Source organism: Limisphaera ngatamarikiensis (genome assembly GCF_011044775.1).
In the GTDB taxonomy this organism is placed as follows: Bacteria; Verrucomicrobiota; Verrucomicrobiia; order Limisphaerales; family Limisphaeraceae; genus Limisphaera; species Limisphaera ngatamarikiensis.
In genome coordinates, this window is sequence record NZ_JAAKYA010000029.1 from 19,032 (window position 1) to 37,286 (window position 18,255).

An 18,255-nucleotide genomic window follows, 5' to 3' on the forward strand; every position below is an offset into this window, starting at 1 on the left:
AGCCATGGAAAGGGATCTGGTGACGGGCGATGCGGGAGCTGGAGCCATGCCGGCGCAGGTGGACGTGGTGCGTTTGTGTGGTGTGGGGACGGCCGGGGGACGGCTGCTGACCGGCTGGAGCGAGCGCAACGGGTGCGGTCGGGCGGGCACCTGGGTATTGGCGCCGTGGGATGAGGTCGCCGGAGTCGGCTTGCCCGGGGTGGCGTGTTTGCAGGTGCGGGGTTCGTGGAAGGCCGGCCGGGGCGCCGCGGGGGATCCCGACCGGGCCCGGGCGGTGGCTGAGGAGGAGTTTGGTCGGTTGGTGGATGTGTGTCGGGGTGCGGAGTGGGTCTTGTTGGTGGCGGGTTTGGGCGGGGGAGCGGGTAGCGGGATTACACCGGTACTGGCGAGGGCGGCGCATGAGGCGGGTGCCCGGGCGCTGGGGGTGGTGGTGACGCCCTTTTCCTGGGAGGGAGCGGTGCGTCAACGACAGGCGCAGGCTGCCCTGGAGGAGTTGCGGGATGTATGTGACGGGCTGGTTTGTCTGCCGAATCAGAAGTTTCTGCCCTTGCTGCCACCTCGGACCCCGCTGATGGAGGTGTACCGGGAGGTCAACCGGGTGTTGGTCCTGGGGCTGGAGGCGTTTTGGGAGGCGCTGACCCAACGGGGTTTGATACCGGTGCCGCTGGAACATTTGTGTGCGCTGTTGCGGGGGCGGCATGCAGAGAGTGTGTGGGTGACCTCGGAAGCAGCGGGCGAAGAGCGCCTGGCGCAGGTAACGGCACAGCTGAGGGAGCATCCGGTTTTGGAGGGCGGTCATGCGATGTTGGCGGCGACGTCGGTGCTGGTTTATGTGACGGCGGGGCCGGATCTGGCCGCCTCGGAGGCGGAGGAGTTGATTCGATGGGTTCAGGAGAGGGCGCCGCGGGCGGAGGTTGTGGTCGGGGCCGGGCTTCGGGAGGAATGGTCGGGGCGGATCCGGGTCATGCTGCTTGTGACGCGTCGTGGGCAGGGTCGGTGCGAGACTGGCCGGTTCGGGCACTCGGGCTTGGCGGGATCGACCCGGGCGGGTCAGGAAGGGGATGGTAACGGTTCGGCCGACGGAGTGCCGGCGCCGGAGGCTGCGGCGCAGGGACCGGTGCAGGTCGGGGCCGGCGGCGGGGTGGGAGCAGGTGGGGCGAAGGGCTCGCCGCGCGGGGCGGCGCGGTATCAACAGGGAACGCTGCCGTTGGAGGTCCCGCGGGGCGGCCGGTTTGAAAAGACGCCGCCGAACATTTTTGGGGGCGAGGATTTGGACGTCCCGACGTACCTGAGACGCGGGATCACGCTGGAATAGGGACGGTGATACCCGTCCCGGGGTCGGGAGGGCTGCGGACCCGGCTGTTGGGCCGGGGTCGGGGCGGCGGCAGTGCTTGTGGGAAATCCGGGGTCAACCGCCCAGGAGCAGGCTTACCCAACGCACCAGAACACGCTCGAACTCGATGAAGCGCCCTTGCTGCAGCCAGACGAGCAGGAACTTGCCGATGCCGGTGGCCAGTGCGAGTACCAGGCTGCCGATGAGGTAGACTCCGAACGCCTGGGGGGGATCGGGCATCATGATCCGCGGCACACCGTGGTAAAGGACCGCCACGGTGAGGGCGATACCGATGGCATACGTGAACCAGGGACTGACCGCCGGCCACGCATCCAGGATCCGGACCGTCCAGTACGGGCCCAGACCGTAGGCCACGACCGTGAAGGCCTGGTGGTACGTGTGCTGGCCGTGGAAGGTCTCACCCAGGCTCTTGAACATCTTGGCCCCGAAAAAGAGCACGGCGACGTGCACCAGGATCTGGGCGACTTCCATCACCACCACCTCGGGCACGGTCATCAACTTGAGCCGGGGCGGCTCACCACGCCATTCACCCCAGTAGTGCATGCCCAGACCTTCGATGACCGAGGTCAGGAGCAGCAGCGGCATGACGTACAACCAAAACACACGGGCGATACTGCGTTGTTTGGTTGCAATTTCGTCCCAGCTCCTCTCCGGCTCCAAGACCAGCAACAAAGCTCGAATCATGACCGCCCAGAGATACTGGTGCAGGCAGGGTCTGACAATGCGGTTCTTCGGCGGTTGGCCCGTGTGCGGGGCTGCCGGGGATCGGGGGCAGCCCGAGACCGCGGCAGGGCGGTGGTCCCGGAGGTTCGGCTCACTCCGGGGCACGGAGGGAGGCGATCAGGTCGAGCTTCCGCACACGCTGCAGGACGACGACGGCGGAGCCCAGAGCGGCGAGGGCGACGACGGCCGCGGCGAAACTGAAGTTGTGCAGGGTCAGCACCGCCGGCAGGCGGACGGTTTCGGTGTTGATGGCTTCCACCAGCGCAGTGGCGAGCAGGCCGCCCAGAAGCAGTCCTCCGGGCACGGCCAGCAGGGTGAGGACGGCCAGTTCGATGAGCAGCACGGTGGCGACCTCGGTTTCGGTGAAACCGAGGACCCGCAACGTGGCCAATTCACGGGCGCGTTCGGCCAGGGTGATGCGGGCGTTGTTGTACACCACGCCGAAGGCGACCACCACGGCAAAGGCCAGGTACATGCGCTGGATGACGTTGATGCTGGTGGCGGTGGTTTGACGAAAGTTCTCGCGGAGGGAGTTCTTGATGCTGACCCAACCGACCTGGGGAATGTCCTTGAGGGCACGGAGGAACTCGCGGCGTGCGGCCGGGTCCACGGTGAAACTGGCGCCATTGACCACGTCTCCTTCACCCAGCAGCCGGTTCAGCGTACTGATTTCCATGTGGGCGGCCATGCCGGTGAGGTCTTCGGAGACCGCCAGCAGGGGCACGAGACAGACCGTACGGCGGCCCTCGAGGAATTCGATCTCGAGCAGGTCGCCCGGGCGGGCCCCGAGGACCTCGGCCAGTTTGGCCGAGGTGATCACGCCGCCGGGCAGGAGCGGGAGTTGGCGCCAGTTGCGGTCGATGATGCGGCTGTGGAGGGCGCCGGCCGGTGTGCCGGTGACGGCCAGTTGCCGGCTTCGGGGACCGAATCGGATTCGTGCCGGAACGGATCGGATGGGTTCCATGGCCAGCACGCCGGGCAACCGTCGCAACGCGTGGAGGGCGGTGGCGCCGCGCGGGTCCACAAGGCCCACGTTCAGGTCCTGACGTTGCACGGTGTCCCATTGGAAACCGAGCAGGAGATTGACGCTGTCGCGAAAACAGTTGGGGACGATGAGCAGTGCGGTGGCCAGGACCAGGCCGGCCACGGTGAAGAAGGCCTGAGCGGGGTGACGTTCCAGGTTTCGCAGTGCCATGCGTGTGGCGGGGGTGAGCCAGCGACCGATGCCGAGTCGTTCCGGCAGAGCGGGTCGGTATTGGGCGGGTGGTTCCGGGCGCATGGCTTCGGCGGGGGCCAGGCGCAGGACCCTGCGGATGGCGACGGCGACGCCGGCCCCCGCGGCCAGTGTCCCCACGCTTACAGCCACGCCCACAGCGGCGAGGTCCAGGTGGAATTGCAGCTCGGGAAAACGGAAGAACATGTGGTAGAGCCGCACCATGCGATGGCCGAGGAGGATGCCGAGGGGGGTGCCGAGGGTGGTGGCGAGGACGGCGATGACCGCGCCGAACTTCAGGTAGTGAAGCGCGATGCGGCCGTCGGAGAATCCGAAGGCCTTGAGAACCGCGAGTTGTTCGCGCTGGAGGGTCAGCAGGCGCATCAGCACGGCATGGGTCATGAAGGCGGCGACACCGAGGAAGAACGTGGGAAAGCCGATGGAGATGATGCGGAGGATGAAGATCTCGTCGGAGACCCGGACGTGGGAGGGGTGATCGGTGCGGGTGAAGGCGCCGCGGCCTCCGTAGGGTTGCAGGAACCGATCCAACGCGGCGCAGACGGCCGGGGCGGAGGCGCCGGGGGCGAGGGTCAAGGCCAGGGTGTTGAAGGCGCCCTCCATGTCACTGGCTGCTGCCAGTTCGCTTTCCCACATCCAGAAGGTGCCGTAGGTGCGGTTGTCCGGGAGTGACACGCCGGGGCGGGCCTCAAAAATGATTTCGGGTGAGAGGACGAGTCCGGCGATCCGGAAGACCTGGCGGCGGCCGTTGAGCAGCAGGGTGATGGGATCACCGGGGCGCAATCCATTGGCTTCGGCGAAGGCCTGGCTGACGAGCAGTTCATGGTGGCGACCCGGCTCGAGAAACCGGCCGCGGTGCAGGTGCAGCCGATTCAGCTCCAGCGGTGCGTGGTCCGGCAGGGACCGAACCAGGCCGCTGGCGGGTTCGTCGAGGTGCGGGAGATCCACCGTGACCTGGAGGGCGACTCCTGGCTGCACCGTTGCCACGCCGGGGAGGGAACGGATGCGATCCAGCAGGGCCCGCGGAGCGCGCTTGAGGGTGACGAACACGTCGGCGAAGCGATGGGTGCGGTAGTAATCCTGGCGGGTGCGTTCGAGGGAGTAGATGAGGCTGCGGGTCATGATCAACATGGCCAGGCCGCAGGCCATGACGAGGGCCACGGCCAGGGTTTGGCCTTTCATGCGGCGCAGATCCCGCAACAGTTTGACATCGAGAAGGGTCATGACAACCGATCCGGGTCAGGGTTGGCGGAGCGGCGGGATGGGAACGCCCGGTGGATGCTGTTTTTGTGCGGGGTCATGTCACCACTGGAGTTCGGCCGGTGGCACGCGGCGGGGGTTGCGGCGCTGGTGATGGATGCGGCCGTCCATGAGGTGGATGACGCGGTCTGCCATGTCCGCGATGACCGCGTTGTGGGTGATGACGACGGTCAATGTCCCGAGCTGGCGGTTGACACGTTCGATGGCTTCCAGCACGGCCACGCCGGTGCGGACATCGAGGGCGCCGGTGGGCTCGTCGCAGAGCAACACGGCCGGGCGCTTGACGATGGCCCGTGCGATGGCCACCCGTTGTTGTTCGCCCCCGGACAGTTGTGCGGGAAAGTGGTGGAGACGCGCGCCCAGTTGGACCATGCGCAGAGCTTCTCGCGGGTCCATGGGATCCGGTACCAGTTCCGTGATGAGGGCCACGTTTTCGAGGGCGGTGAGGCTGGGCATGAGGTTGTAGAACTGGAAGACAAAACCCACGGCCTCGCGCCGGTACCGGGTGCGTTCGGCGTCGGAAGCTGCCGCCAGGTCCAGGTCGCGGAACCTGACGGAGCCCCGGGTGGGGACGTCCAGACCGCCGAGCTGGTTGAGGAGTGTGGTCTTGCCGCTGCCGGAGGGCCCGAGCAGGACCACGAATTCGCCCGGGTAAAGGTCCAGGTCCACGCCGTCGAGGGCGCTGACAGCCGCGGGGCCGCTGCCATAGATTTTGGTCAGCCCCCGGACTTGGATAAGGGGTTTGGCGTTTTCCGGCGGATCGGGCCGGACTGTTTCCGATTTCACGGGCCGAAGTCTGGCAATGGGATCGTTCCGGGGCAACGGGCAAGCCGAACGGTTCGACGGGCCTTCGGGTGTCCCGGGCATCGGCTGGAGGTGGGATCGGTGCGGGCGTTTGACCGGAGATGCCGTGGGTGCGAGGGATCGGGACTGGGGGAAACAACAGCTCAATGGATGGCCACGGGGCGGATGCCGGTCGGCTGTGGCGGCGTGGCAGGGAAATGGGGGTTGGGTGGGGTTGATGGAGCCGGTGCTGCGGATTTGGGGATGGCTGTGGGGGCTCGCACGCCGGTGGTGAGTGGGGGAGCGGCCCGTTGGCGCCGGTACTCGGAGGGGCGCCACCCGATCCATCGGGTGAAGGCGTTGGAGAAGACGAACGGGTTGTGGTAACCGACCTGGCGGGCGACGGCTTCCACGGTCAGTTCGGTTGTGGCCAGCAGCTCGGCGGCGCGCCGCATGCGGAGGTAGGTGACCTGGTGCATGGGGCTGCGGCCCAGCTGGCGATGGCAGAGACGGCGCAGGTGTTCGCGGCTGTAACCCGCCTCCTGTGCCAGTTTTTCGAGTGTCCACGGCTCGGCCAGGCGCGATTCCACGCGTTCCCAAAGGACACGAAGCTGGTCCGGCTGATCGCAGGGCCGTGCGAAGCGCAGCACGTAGGTGTGGATGAGCTGGCTCCACGCCATCATCAGGCTCGGTTGGGCCGGCCCGCTGCATTCGTGGAGCAGTCCGAGGATGGCGGCGTGAAGGGGCCCGGGGTCGTAGGGTGCCATGACCGGCGAGGCTGCATTACCCAGGGGGCGCTGGTCGCGCGGCCACTGATAGCAGACCCAGCAGAATTCCCAATGGGTGCCGGGGATGGCTTCAAATGCGTTGAGGGTGTGTGCGGGCAGGAGACACGCCCGCCCGGCGTGACAGACCCGCCAGCGCCCGTCGATCAGCACGCGGCCCTTGCCGCCCGTGCAGGCGAGGAAGTAGGTCGTGGTCTGGCGGGTGCGCACGATTTTCATGGGTGCGGCGGTTTGTTGGATGCCGGTATGGATGATATTGAACGTGTTTAGGGCGGGACAAACCGGGAAAGCCTCGATCCATGGACGTAGCTCGACCGCTGCTGCCCGGACGCTAATCAAGTGCGTGTGCGGGCCGAGGATTGTGACGTCCGACCGCGGTAACGGTTGCGTGCCCATGACGACACCGTTGATAACTTATTGCATTTCGGAGAGGGAGCAAACCTTATCCATTGCGCGGGGCGCGTGCCGGCGGATAACGACTTCGTGGCTTGGGGTGGCCGGCCGTGCTTGCGTGGGGCCGGTAGGTTCGCGGCGCGTGGCCCCATGGGATCAGTGGTTGGGCACTGCTGGGACGGTGGGGTTTCAGAAGGCGGCACCCAGCTCAGCCGGGAGGAATTCGGGCTTTGAGTTGTTGGAGTCGTTGACGTTGGGCAGGGGTCAGGGGCCGGCTTTCCAATTCGGTGGAGGCCCGGCGTGCCGTTTCAAATTCACGCCGCTGGACCAGGTTTTCGAGATAGTCGAGCATGCGTTGGGCAGTGACGATGTCGGCTTCATTGGTGGCTTGCGCGGCAGTTTCGGTTTCGGTGGGCGGCGCGGGGGCGGCGGGCGGGGCGGAGGAGGGCTCGCGGGTACACGCGTAAAGAGCGATGGTGGCTGCTCCCAGGAGAAGGAATGAGTTCAGGGCTCCGGGGCCGCGGGGGGTGTGGGATCGATGTGGGTGTGGCGCAGGTTGCATTCGGGGATTACCACCAGAACACGGGGGAGCCTCCGCCGACGGTGCGTGGAGTCATGGTTTCCCATTTTCGCCACTGGACATGGCCGTCCATCATGCCGGTGTATCCGCCATGGGGAACGTTGCCGCGGAGGTGGGCGGATCGATGAGGTTTGAAGTAGCCGCCCTGAATGCGGGTCCAGTTGTAGGTGTGGCGGAGGTTGGGGCTCATCTGGCCCGGGGCAGAGATGGTGACGTCGGCCACCAGGACACGCTGGGCGGGACCTTCCGTGAGGGTTGTGTTAAAGCCGACCTGGATGGTGGCTGATCGGATCAGGTCGCGGTTCCAGTTGGTCGGGGCCAACGTGACGGTGTTTGGGAAGGTCATGCAATAGCCCAGCACGCGGTAGGTGCCGGCGTAGTTCCACAGATTCCAAAAGTCGGTGCTGTCGAAGTGCGGTTTGAGTCCCGGACAGTACCAGATCTGCCAGCTTCTACCGGCCTGTTCCATGGCGGTACCCACGGCGGTGGGCATGTCCCAGGCCCAGAAACCGACGTTGGCGTTGTCGGGCAACCGTTCGTTGTTTTCGCCGGCGTAGATGTAGAGGGCGGTGAGCATCTGCCTGATGTGATTGATGCAACTGGCGCGAACAGCGCGTTCTTTGGCCCTGCCCAGGGCGGGCAGGAGCATGGCCGCCAGGATGGCGATGATGGCAATGACGACCAGCAGTTCGATCAGGGTGAAGGCACGGGCGAAGAGGCGCCGCCTGTCATGTGGGATCTGTGATGCAGCGGAGCGGGGCATGAAGATTCGGGGGAGCTGTGTGGGGCGCGCCGGCGACCGGGTGATCCGCCCGGGGAGGCCGGGGGATTCCCTGTCGGCCGCCGGCGGCCGATTCCCGAGCAGGCAGGAAACCGACCTGAATTGGAATGTTTCCGAACCCTTGCACATGACGGATTCACTGACGCAATCGGAAATACTGCTGCGAACCGGTGAGAGGCACCGTGTACGGGCTGCTGGCACCGGGGACGTCGGTGTATGGACCGGTGACGGCTGGGGCCGACTGGAGGACGCCCCGGGCGTCGCTCCAGCTCAGGATGAGCTGGTTACCCTGGCGTGTGGCCGTCAGGACCAACGGGGCGGCCAGGGGAGCCACCGCGGTGGGACCATCGGGGCCGGCGGCGGTGTTGGCGGCGATTTGCGTGGGCGACAGTGCGCCGTGGTAGATGCGGAACTCATCGATTTGCGCCAGCGCGTAGGCATCGGCGGAGAAGAGGGACCGGCCGATGAAGTTCCACGCGTTGGTGATGGCGGACAGGTCGGCGGTGATGGCCTGGCGCACGACCTCGGCACCGTCGAGGTACAGGGCGAGGTAACGATCGCCTGCGGCGGGATCGGTTTGGAAGACGCAGACGATGTGGCGCAGGATGCCGTCGTTGAGGTCGCCCTGAGGTGCGCCGGTGCTGGAGGTGACCCCCACTTCGGCTCCGGGCGGGTTGATGGCGATACGGTAACTGGCTCCGCCCGTCCGCGGTGCGAAGAAGATGTAATCCACGCCGCCCGGCCTGGCGGCGGCACTGAAGGTGCCGAAGTCAAACAGCCGGGTCCAGTTGCCGGAGGGCAGGAACTGGGCCCAGGCTTCCACGGTGATGGACGCGTAACCGTCCAGGAGGAATCGCGGCAGCTCCAGATAGGTGTTACGTTCGCCGGTCAGATAGACCAGGCGATTTTCCACGATTTGAGTGTTACCGTGTGGGATGGCATGGGCAGCGCCCACGCTGTCTTGATAATCCCCGTTGAAGCTGTAGCGGTGCATGAGGGCGGTTTGTTTCGGTACCACCACGACCTGCCGGCTGACCGAGGCGCCGCCATAAGAGGCGGTGAGGGTGGCCACGCCGGGGGCCACGGCCACCACACGGCCGTCGGCCCAGGTCTCAAGCACGCCGGGGGCACTGGACTGCAGGGTGGCCATACCGGTGAGGTTGATGTTGGAGGCGTTGGCGGCGTCGCCATGGACGGTGGGGCGCCTGCGGGTGCCCTGGATCATGACAGCGGGTGCCTCCAGTCGCAATGAGCTGAATGGACCGGGGTCGAGCTGCGGCTGATCCGGCCCGGCGGCGAGGCTGGTCCGGATCTGGGCAGGGCTGAGGGCGCCCTTGTAGATGCGGAACTCGTCGAGTGCTCCAATGAACAACAAGGGCTCGGTGGTGGCAAGTGATTTGCCGATGTAGGCGGTGGGACTGGTGACATTCCAGAGGGGCGCGGCCGCCGCCACGGTTTGCACGAGTTCGCCGTCCAGGTAGAGGGACATTTGCTGGCGGGCTCCATCGTACACCGCCACCACGTGTTTGTGACCTGACAGCAGGGCGTTCCAGCCGACGGCAAGGGTGCGTCCGCCCACCAGGGTACCGCTGTTGATGGCCGGGCCGTTGATGGCGACCTGGGTTACAGGGGCGGCGGCGTCCGCGTCGCGGAGGGCCAGGCGGACGAAGTTGGCCGCGCTGCCGTTGGGCAGGGTTTCGCCAAAGCTGTAGAGGTAGAGCGGGCCGCCCAGGCCGGCGTAGTTGGATGCGTAGAACCAGGCTTCGATGGTGAGCGAGTGATAGTTGCTGATAATGCCGGGCGGCAGTTGGAGGGAGTTGGCACCGTCAAAGACGGCGGTGCCGTTGAAGATGATACCGCCTTCGGGGTTGACGGCGTTGGCGTTACCGACCGAGTCGCGGGCATCGCTGGTGAAGCTGTAGCGGTGGGTCAGGACCGGGGGTGCGGGCGGCACCACGGTCACGGTGAGGCTTGTGGTCCGACCACCGAAGGAGCCGGCGATTTCGGCCGAACCGACACCCACGGCGGTGACCACTCCGGCCGGCGTGACGGTGACCACGTTGGGGTCGCTGGAAGAGAAGGTGGCTCCGGCGGCGGTGACATTGACTCCGGTGATGTTGGCGAAATGGGCCTGCAGACCGACGCTTTGGACGGAGCCGATTTCCATCTGGGGCAGGGGCAGGAGCAGCTCGATGGACTGCAGGTCGCCCGGGGTTTGCACGATCTGATCGGGACCTGCGGCGGCGTGGATGGCCACCTGGAGGGCGGTGAGTGCGTTGGACCAGATGCGGAACTCGTCGACACGCCCGCCCCAGTACGGGTCGCCGCCGAATTGGGAGCGGCCGATCCAGTTGTTGGTGGTGGAGCCGACGGTGAACGGTGAGTTGGTGAACCCGGTGGCGGAGACGGCCACCGGCACACCGTTCACGTAAAGAACGCCGCGGCGGGTTTCAGCATCGGTGGTGACAACCAGGTGGGTTTTGCGTCCCACCTGGGGGCGGCCGCCCGCCGCGGTGGTCCACGTGAGTTGGTGAGTGCTTTCGCCGGCGCCAGCGTTGTAGGCGAAGCGGGTTTGGGTGGCGCTGACGCCGGGCACGGCCAGGAACATGTACCGAGTGGTGCCGCTTCCGAAGTCGAACACGCGCGCCCAGGTGGCGCTGCCGTCGTCGGTGATCCAAACCTCCCAGGTGATGGCGTTCAGGTTGGTGGTCAGGTCGGGCGGGAGCGCTACATGGGCGCCGCTGGGGTCGGAGGACGGCAGGGTTGGAGCGGGCGGCACCGGGTTCGGCAGGACCAGTTCGCCGTCGGCCACGTAGGCGCCGTTCATGAGGGTGCCGTGGGCGTTTCCGACCGAGTCGCTGGCGTCGGTGGCAAAGGAATACCGGTGCAGGAGGCTGGCCGGCGGTGGACCGACGGCGGTGATGGTTTTGCTGTTGGTGAAGGTCTGGTAGGTGGCGGTGATGGTGGCCACGGCGCCCTCCCGGGCACCGACGCCGCTGACCAGTCCGGCGGCAGTGACGGTGAACACGGTCGGGTCACTGGTTTGGAAGGTGGCCTGTGCGGTGACATTGGCTGTGGACCCGTCGTCGAAGTGAGCCATGACGGTGGCTTGGGCGAAGCCGTTGGTTTGGAGGCGGTCGGGCAGCAGGAGGCTGATGGACTGGAGGGAAGCCGGTGGTTTGGCGGATGCCGTGGGTGCGTTGGCCAGGGTGTAATTGATGGTGGAGCCGCTGCCCGTGTAGGAATAGACCGCCACGTGGTAGACATGGGCTCCGCTGAGGCCGGTGACGACCACGGAGTCACCGGACCCGGCGTACACAACATAGTTGCGGAAGCCGATTTCGGAGCCCGAGCCGAACCGTGCGTCGGCGGTGTATTCGGTCAGGTCGGACGGCTGGGCCATCAGGGGGCCCCCCTCGCGCATGAGGACGAGGGAACCGCTGCTGCCGTTGCCCGGGGTCCAGCGGATCCGGAGCGCGCCCGGACCGGCATCGGTGGTGACGGTGAGGTCGGTGGCTGGTGCGGCTTCGGTTCCGGCATGGATGTTGGGGCCGGTGAGTTTGAAGTTGGAAAAGGCGGCGGTGAGGGTGTTCGCGCTGAACGTGGCGTGGATGAGACCGACCTGAACGGGCAGGCCGTCCATGTCGGGCCGGTCCTGTTGGTCGCGCAGGATCCAGTCCTGGTCGGGCGTGGCCCGTTCGTAGGCGTAGAAGGTGTTGCCGACCCGCTGGAGTCGGAGCCAATAGTGGTTGTTGACTTCGAAGATGGGGCGTCGGACGGCGCCGCTGGTGTCCCCGTTCACTTCATTGCGGAAGTAGTTTGCGATGCCGAACTGGTCGAAGCGGGTCCAGGAGACGTAGTTTTCGGCGGGGCCACCGTCGTTGGGCAGCCGCGCCATGAGACCGGCGGTGTTGAAGGCGGTGGGATCAAACGGCGTGCCGATGAGCACCTCGGCATCGAAGTCACCATAGACCAGCTTGTAGAGGAAGACGCCGTCGGCGTCCTGGAACTCCCAATCGGTGGCGACCGATGTGACCACCAACCGGCCGGCGTCCACGTTGTTGGTCATGGCCACGGTGGAACCGGGTCCCGACGGGCCCGGGCTGGCGTTGGGGATTTGTCCCGCGCCGGTGTAAAGCCCTTCCCAGAAAGTGCCAATGAGGCCCTGGGCCAGATAGTCGTGGGGTGTGTTGAAGTTGTCGCTGAAGGTGCCGGCAAGACCCAGGGGAGCGACGACAAGTCCCAAGCCCAGTACCGCCCTGCTGAAGTGTCGGGTTGTTTTCATGGGAACCGGTTTTGGGTTACGGGTTTGATCCGGTGCGGCGGGTGTCCGGGTGCCCCGGCGGACCTGGCTCGATGCCGCCTGCTGTGGACACGCCAACCGCCAACCTGGAATACACATTCAAAATAGCCGGGCTGGCGGTACTGCCCATGTTGCGGATGCACCCGGACATACGCGAAATGCACCTCGGAGTTTGAGCGATGTGGCTGGTGACGTCCCTACGGGACCGGATTCAGTCAGGGGATCGTTCTTGCAGCCCGGAATCCGATCAGGCATTCGAACGTTGATGAGCAGGAAAACCGATGGGGGATCCATGGCGAGCGGATTCTCGTTTCGCCTTCAGGTGCCTCACACGCTGGTCCTGTTGTTCTGGATCATGGGGTTGGCCTGGGCGGCCACGTGGGTGCTGCCCCAAGGGCGTTTTGAGACGGTGGTGAACGAGCGCGGCCGGCCGATGGTGGTGCCGGGCACCTATCAACCGGTGGCCGAGCCGGTGCGGTTGATGCCCTGGGTATTGTTTACGGTGGTGCCGCGGGCGCTGGCGGATGCGCAGGCGATTATCTTTTTTCTGCTGATTGTGGGCGGAGCGTTGTCGGTGATCCGGGCGACGGGCGCGTTGGACGCCGCGATGCACCGAGTGTTGCGGTCGATGGGGAATCGGCCGCGTGCGTTTGTGGCGGGAGCCACGGTACTGTTTGCGGCCGTGTCGGCCACGCTGGGTTGTTCGACCGAATACATCCCATTGACCGGTTTGCTGGTGGGGCTGTGTGCCGGGATGCGGTTGGACGCTGTGACGGCCTGCGGGGTAATGGTGGGCGGGTATTGCATCGGGTATGGAGCCGCTTTGATGAACCCGTACACGGTGATCGTGGCTCAGGAGATTGCGGGACTGCCCCCGACTTCGGGCCTGGCGTATCGGCTGGCATGGTTCATCCCGTTCGTTGCGGTGGGGGTTGGGGAGGTCTGGCGTCACGTGCGGCAGGCGGGGGGACTGAATCCGGGCAGGTCCGAGGATTGTGTCCGGCCCGCGGACTTGGTCGGCGCGGCGGACGTGCCCGTGTTGACGGTGCGGCATGGGATGGTCCTGGGCATGGTGGGGTTGGTGCTGGTGGCGATGGTGTGGGGGATAACCGTGCGGGGATGGTATCTGGTGGAGTTGGGAGCGCTGTGGTTGGGGGTGGCGGCTGTGGGCGGGTTGGTGGGTGGGTTGGGAATGAACGGAACGGCTCAACGATTTGCGCAGGGGGCGGGTGATCTGGCTTCGGTGGCCTTGATGGTGGGATTTGCTCGTTCGATTGCGTTGCTGATGGAGGAGGGTCAGGTATTACACACGGTGGTGCACGGTTTCTCGCGGCCTCTGGAGGGCCTGCCGCCGGTGGTGGCTGCCGTGGGGATGCTGGGGGTGCAGACGGTGATCAACCTGTTCATCCCGTCGGGCAGCGGGCAGGCGTATGCCACGATGCCGATCATGGCCCCGCTGGCGGATGTGTTGGGTTTGGAACGGCAGGTTGCGGTGCTGGCCTATCAGTATGGCGACGGGTTCTCGAATCTTCTGATTCCGACCAACATCGTGCTGATGGCCATCCTGGGGATGGCGGGTGTGTCCTATGAGCGGTGGGTACGGTTTGCGGCGCCGCTGTTGCTGAAGCTGACCGGGTTGGCGGTGGTGGCGCTGGCGGTGGCGGTGTGGACAGGGTACCGATAGGGATTGCGCTGGAGCCCCTTGTGGGGGCCGGCCGGGCCGGGGATCTGGGCCGTGCCGGGCGACGGTGAGGATCACGAGGGGTGGGTGGGTGCTCAGGAGGCGTCCGGGGTGACGGCGGCCGGCGGGGCGGCGGGTTGGGGGCCGCCGAGGTGACGGAGGAAGAAGTCACGGATGCGGCGTTGACCGTAGGCGCCGCCCATGGAGTGGCCGGTGTTGGGCAGCAGAAGAAATTCGAAGTCCTTGTCGGCCCGGATCAGGGCGTCGACGAACCGGAGGGTGTTTTCGGGCGGGACGTTGGTGTCGAGTTCGCCCACCATGAGGAGGAGCTTGCCCTGGAGGCGGTGGGCATTTTCGATGTTGGAGGAGCGGGCGTACCAATTGTCGGGGCTGTTTTGCCAGATCTGGTCTGCCGGCATGTAACCCATCCACTGTTCGTTCCAAGAGGCCTTGTCGAGGCGGTTGTCATGGCAGCCGCAAGAGGCGACTGCTGCCTTGTAGAAGTCGCCGTGGAACAGGACGGCTGCGGCGGCGTTCTGGCCGCCGGCGGAGTGTCCGAACACGCCCACACGGTCGAGGTCCATCCAGGGATATTGTCGGGCGGCGGCCTGGATCCACAGGATGCGGTCGGGCAATCCGGCGTCCTTGAGGTTTTTGTAGCAGACGTCGTGGAAGGCCTTGGAGCGGTGGGCCGTGCCCATGCCATCGATTTGGACGACGACGAAGCCGGCCTCGGTCAACCAGGCGAAGCGGTCGGTGGGACTGAAGGCTTTGGGGACAAAGAAGCCCTGGGGCCCTGCGTAGATGCTTTCGAGGATGGGGTATTTGCGGTGGGGATCGAGGGGTCGGGGTGGGTGGATGACGCCGTAGATATCGGTTTGGCCGTCGCGTCCCTTGGCGACGAAGGGGATGGGGGCTGTCCAACCGGCTGCCGACAGCTCGGTAATATCGGCCTGTTCCAGCACGCGGACGAGCCGTCCATCGGAGGCGCGGCGGAGTTCGGTGACGGGCGGGTGATCGATGCGCGACCAGGTGTCGATCAGAAAGCGTCGGTCCGGGGAGAACTGGACCTGGTGGGTACCGTTGGCTTCTGTGAGGGCGACGAGGCCTGTGCCGTCGAAGTTGACGCGGTAGAAGTGGAGGTAGTAGGGGTCCTGATCCGGGTTTTTGCCGCCGGCGCTGAACCAGATTTGGCGGTTGTCTTCATCGATGAACTGGATGCCGCGGACGATCCAGGGACCCTGGGTAATTTGGTGCATGTTTGCAGTTTCCATGTCCACGAGGTAGAGGTGGCGCCAACCGTCGCGTTCGGAGACGTAGAGCAGTTCGTCGGTTTTTTCGAGCCAGGTGACGAGGTTGAGGTCGAGGGATTCGGTGTGGGCGGTCCAGATGAAGGTCTGGCTGCGTTCTTCGATGAGGTTGCGGACGCTGCCGGTTTGGGCGTCCACTTCGATGACGCGGAGGCGTTGGTGGCCGCGGTCGATCTGGAGCCAGCTGAAGCGTGTGCCGGCGCGGTTCCAGTAGACGCGGGGGCGCAGCCACTGGTGTTCGAAGGGGTCGACAGCCGGTTGGAGTCTCTGACCGGTGTCGATGTGGAAGAGGTGGGGTTCGTATTTGGGGAAGGGGTCGCCGGGCAGGGCGTAGGGTCGGCGTTCCAACCGGGCCCGGCCGCCCTCGGCCGGTGAAGAGCGGATGAGGTAGACCTCCCCGGTTTCGACGGGTTGCATGCGCCAGGCCAGCAACACGCGGCCGTCCGGCGACCAGGAGAGGTGAGTGTAGGTGTGGTTGGGGGATCCGTCGGAGGTGAGGGTCACCTGGGAGCCGTCGGGGCGTTGGAGATGGATGTTGTGGTTGCGGACGAAGGCGGTGAACCGGCCGTCGGGAGATTCGACGCGTTCACCGGCGGTCGGGCTGGAGCGGCCTGCGGGCGGGCGTGGGGCGCGGGTGGTGGTTCTACGGCGGCTGAGCGATTCACGGTCCAGAACGGCGGTGGCGGGTGTGTCCGTGGCTTCGAAGACGGCTAGGGGACGTTCCTCGGTGTCGGTGAGGAGCCAGACGTGGCCGCTGTAGGTGTGCTGGGTGCGTCGTGCGCCGGGTTCGAGGGTGCCGTAGGGTTGCCGGCGGCCGTCTTCGTCCAGCCAGAAGATCCGGACCGGTTGATCGAGCTGGTTGACGAAGACGATTTCGGTTTCCGGACCGGTCCTGCGGGAGGGTCGGGGACGCTGTTCGGGTGTGAGGTCGCCCGAGACGGGTGGCGGGGTCGGTTCCGGTGTGAGGGTGCCGTTGAGGCGGTCCAGCCGCCAGGCCCGGGTACGGCCGATGAGCAGGACGGATCGGCCGTCCTCGGAGAACTGCAGCTCCTCGATGGGTAGACGTTCGGGGTCGGTGTCGGGGCCCATTTGTCGTGCGACGGCCTGGTGATCAAACGCGGGTTCGCGCCGTCCCTGTTCGGCGTGGACGAGGATGAACTCGCGGCGGTTGCCGGGGAGGTCGTTGCGGTACCAGAACTGACGGTTTTGATCGAACCAGTGGGGCTGGAAGCGGGCGCGGTAGATCCTTGGGGTGCCTGCACGTTGGGGCGGGGAGGTGTTGGCGGCGGGGGGCGACCAGGGTTCGTAGCGCCAGTCGGGCCGACCTTCGAAGGCCATGGTTTCGTGGACGAGGCTGTACAGGTCGGGGTCGTACTGTTGGAGCTGCTCACGGGTTTTGGGGAGGGGGTCAGTGGAGTGGTTGCGTGCGCCGGCGGCATCGAAGTAGGCGAGCACGCCGGCGACCCAGTAGGCGGATGGGTTTCGGGCGGCCGGGGAGTTTTGCCAGCGACCTTGCGCCAGGGCTTGCCGGTGCAGTTGGGTCAGCCGCTGGTCGAAGGTTTCGTCGAGCCGCTTGACCCGCAGTTCGTATTGTTGGGAGGGACGGAAGTTGGTCAGGACGGGGCGGGTACCTGCCACGCGGTGGAGGGCCTCGGCGAAGATGGCCACGATTTGGTTGTCGGTCTGGCCGGGCTGGTGGGGGTTGGCCAGGACGTTTTCCTCGTGGACAACGAGGAGTTTTTGTTGCGGGTAGAAACCGGGACTGCGGTTGGAGGGGTCGGCGGTTGGAGTCTGCGGGTGGTTTCGGAACTCCGGCAAATCGGCCAGAGTTTCGGTGGGGGCAAGGATCACCAGTTTCAGGCCGTCCTGGATGAGGGCTTTGAGGATGTCGTGCCGGTAGGCGAACATGCGGCGGAGGGTGTGGTTGGCATGGAGGAGGGCCTCGTCGCGGGCGGAGCGGGCCAGGATGGGGAACTCGCGGGCCCAGGTGAACTCGGTGTACCACGGGTCGAGTTGTTTCCAAGGACCGATCCGGGGTGGAGTGGTGACTGCCGGCAGGGGCTGGAGCCAGCGATAGCGCCAGTCCTGGTGCGGCGGTAGGCGAAGGGTTTCGTGGACGAGCTGGTAGCCGATGGGGTCGTGGGCGCGAAGGGCCTCCCGGGTACCTATGGGGCCGTGGTTCCAGTTATTGGTGCGGTTGCAATCGAAGTAGCATTGGACGAGCTCGGCCCAGTACTCGGCGGGGTTTGTTTCCGCATAGGTCAGATGCCAGAGACGGCGCGAGCGGGCGTTTTCGTAGGCCGCTCGCAACCGGTCCGGCCACGCGGGGTCGAGGTGCCGGAGCGCGGCGTCGATGGTGTGGGCGAACTCGTGGACGGCGATGCTCTCGTCGTCGTAGCGGTCAATGGGCAGGCTGAGGAGGTTTTCCTCGCCGAAGCTGGTTGGATTACCTCCGGTGCCGCGAACGCGTTCGTTGATGAAGTCGGGGTCGGGATGGTGTCGGTACTCGGGCATGTCGGTATAGCGCTGGTGCTTGCCAATGATGATGAGGTACATTTGCTGGGTGACCATCGTGTGGAGGATGTCGGGGCGGCCGGCAAGCATGTGGGTGACGATTTCGTAGGTTCGTTGGAGGGCCAGGTCCGCGACGTCCGCGTGTGCCACCACGGGCAATCCATGGATGTCAAGGTACTTGCGGTAAAAGGTGCGGTAGAGGGCGAGTTCCTGCTGGAGCTCGTTTTGAGTTGGCCGGCCGGGGTTTGCCCGGCCTGTGGGATGGGTGTCGTCGGCTGTCCTGTGGCGGTGCGAGGGGTTGGCCAGGGCCAGCCGGTTTGAAATCATTTCGAAGAAGCGGTCAGGTGGTGCGGTTACGGGAGGTGCGTCGCACCGGGCGGGTGGTGGTTCGAAGGGATCGGGGCGCTGAACCTGCGCCATCAGGGGTGAGGGTCTGGATGGTGAGCCCAGGACCAGCAACAAGACGAGGGCGAGGAATTTGATGGCCCTGGTGTCCGGGGGCGTTGGTGGAGTGTGGGACCGGGTGGACGGGAGATCGGTATTTGTCGGGCACATGG

The 18,255-nt window shown here is 65.9% G+C and carries 10 protein-coding genes; 2 read left to right on the plus strand and 8 right to left on the minus strand.

Going from position 1 to position 18,255, the window contains the following annotated elements:
* The first annotated feature begins 4 nt into the window (after positions 1-4).
* The gene (locus tag G4L39_RS04810; protein WP_165106333.1) at positions 5-1,315 is read left to right on the plus strand and encodes an FtsZ/tubulin family protein; all 1,311 of its coding nucleotides are present in this window, start codon (positions 5-7) and stop codon (positions 1,313-1,315) included.
* 93 nt (positions 1,316-1,408) lie between these two features.
* Here the strand turns inward: G4L39_RS04810 and G4L39_RS04815 are convergent, their stop codons facing one another.
* The 7 genes from G4L39_RS04815 to G4L39_RS04845 all read right to left on the minus strand — a co-directional run bounded on the left by G4L39_RS04815 (position 1,409) and on the right by G4L39_RS04845 (position 12,175).
* Entirely contained in the window at positions 1,409-2,038 is a 630-nt protein-coding gene (locus G4L39_RS04815; protein WP_165106334.1) for a Yip1 family protein, read from the minus strand.
* 130 nt (positions 2,039-2,168) lie between these two features.
* Positions 2,169-4,532 (minus strand): FtsX-like permease family protein, encoded by a 2,364-nt coding sequence (locus G4L39_RS04820; protein WP_165106336.1) that lies wholly within the window; start codon positions 4,530-4,532, stop codon positions 2,169-2,171.
* 78 nt (positions 4,533-4,610) lie between these two features.
* Positions 4,611-5,354 (minus strand): ABC transporter ATP-binding protein, encoded by a 744-nt coding sequence (locus G4L39_RS04825; RefSeq protein WP_343203300.1) that lies wholly within the window; start codon positions 5,352-5,354, stop codon positions 4,611-4,613.
* A 161-nt stretch (positions 5,355-5,515) separates the two neighbouring features.
* Positions 5,516-6,532, minus strand: a complete 1,017-nt coding sequence (locus tag G4L39_RS04830; protein ID WP_205880790.1) for a helix-turn-helix transcriptional regulator — start codon at positions 6,530-6,532, stop codon at positions 5,516-5,518.
* A 205-nt stretch (positions 6,533-6,737) separates the two neighbouring features.
* Positions 6,738-6,881, minus strand: coding sequence for a hypothetical protein (locus G4L39_RS14605; protein ID WP_205880791.1), 144 nt, complete (start codon positions 6,879-6,881; stop codon positions 6,738-6,740).
* A 217-nt stretch (positions 6,882-7,098) separates the two neighbouring features.
* Complete coding sequence (locus tag G4L39_RS04840; protein ID WP_165106341.1) at positions 7,099-7,872, minus strand: prepilin-type N-terminal cleavage/methylation domain-containing protein; 774 nt, start codon at positions 7,870-7,872, stop codon at positions 7,099-7,101.
* 154 nt (positions 7,873-8,026) lie between these two features.
* A complete protein-coding gene (locus G4L39_RS04845) occupies positions 8,027-12,175 on the minus strand; it encodes a LamG-like jellyroll fold domain-containing protein (RefSeq protein ID WP_165106343.1) in 4,149 nt (1,382 codons plus the stop codon).
* A gap of 283 nt (positions 12,176-12,458) precedes the next feature.
* On the opposite strand from G4L39_RS04845, the gene G4L39_RS04850 reads away from it, so the two are divergent.
* The gene (locus G4L39_RS04850) at positions 12,459-13,877 is read left to right on the plus strand and encodes a YfcC family protein (protein WP_205880792.1); all 1,419 of its coding nucleotides are present in this window, start codon (positions 12,459-12,461) and stop codon (positions 13,875-13,877) included.
* A gap of 92 nt (positions 13,878-13,969) precedes the next feature.
* Here G4L39_RS04850 and G4L39_RS04855 read toward each other — a convergent pair whose 3' ends face one another.
* Positions 13,970-18,253 (minus strand): prolyl oligopeptidase family serine peptidase, encoded by a 4,284-nt coding sequence (locus G4L39_RS04855; RefSeq protein ID WP_165106344.1) that lies wholly within the window; start codon positions 18,251-18,253, stop codon positions 13,970-13,972.
* Positions 18,254-18,255 lie beyond the last annotated feature (2 nt).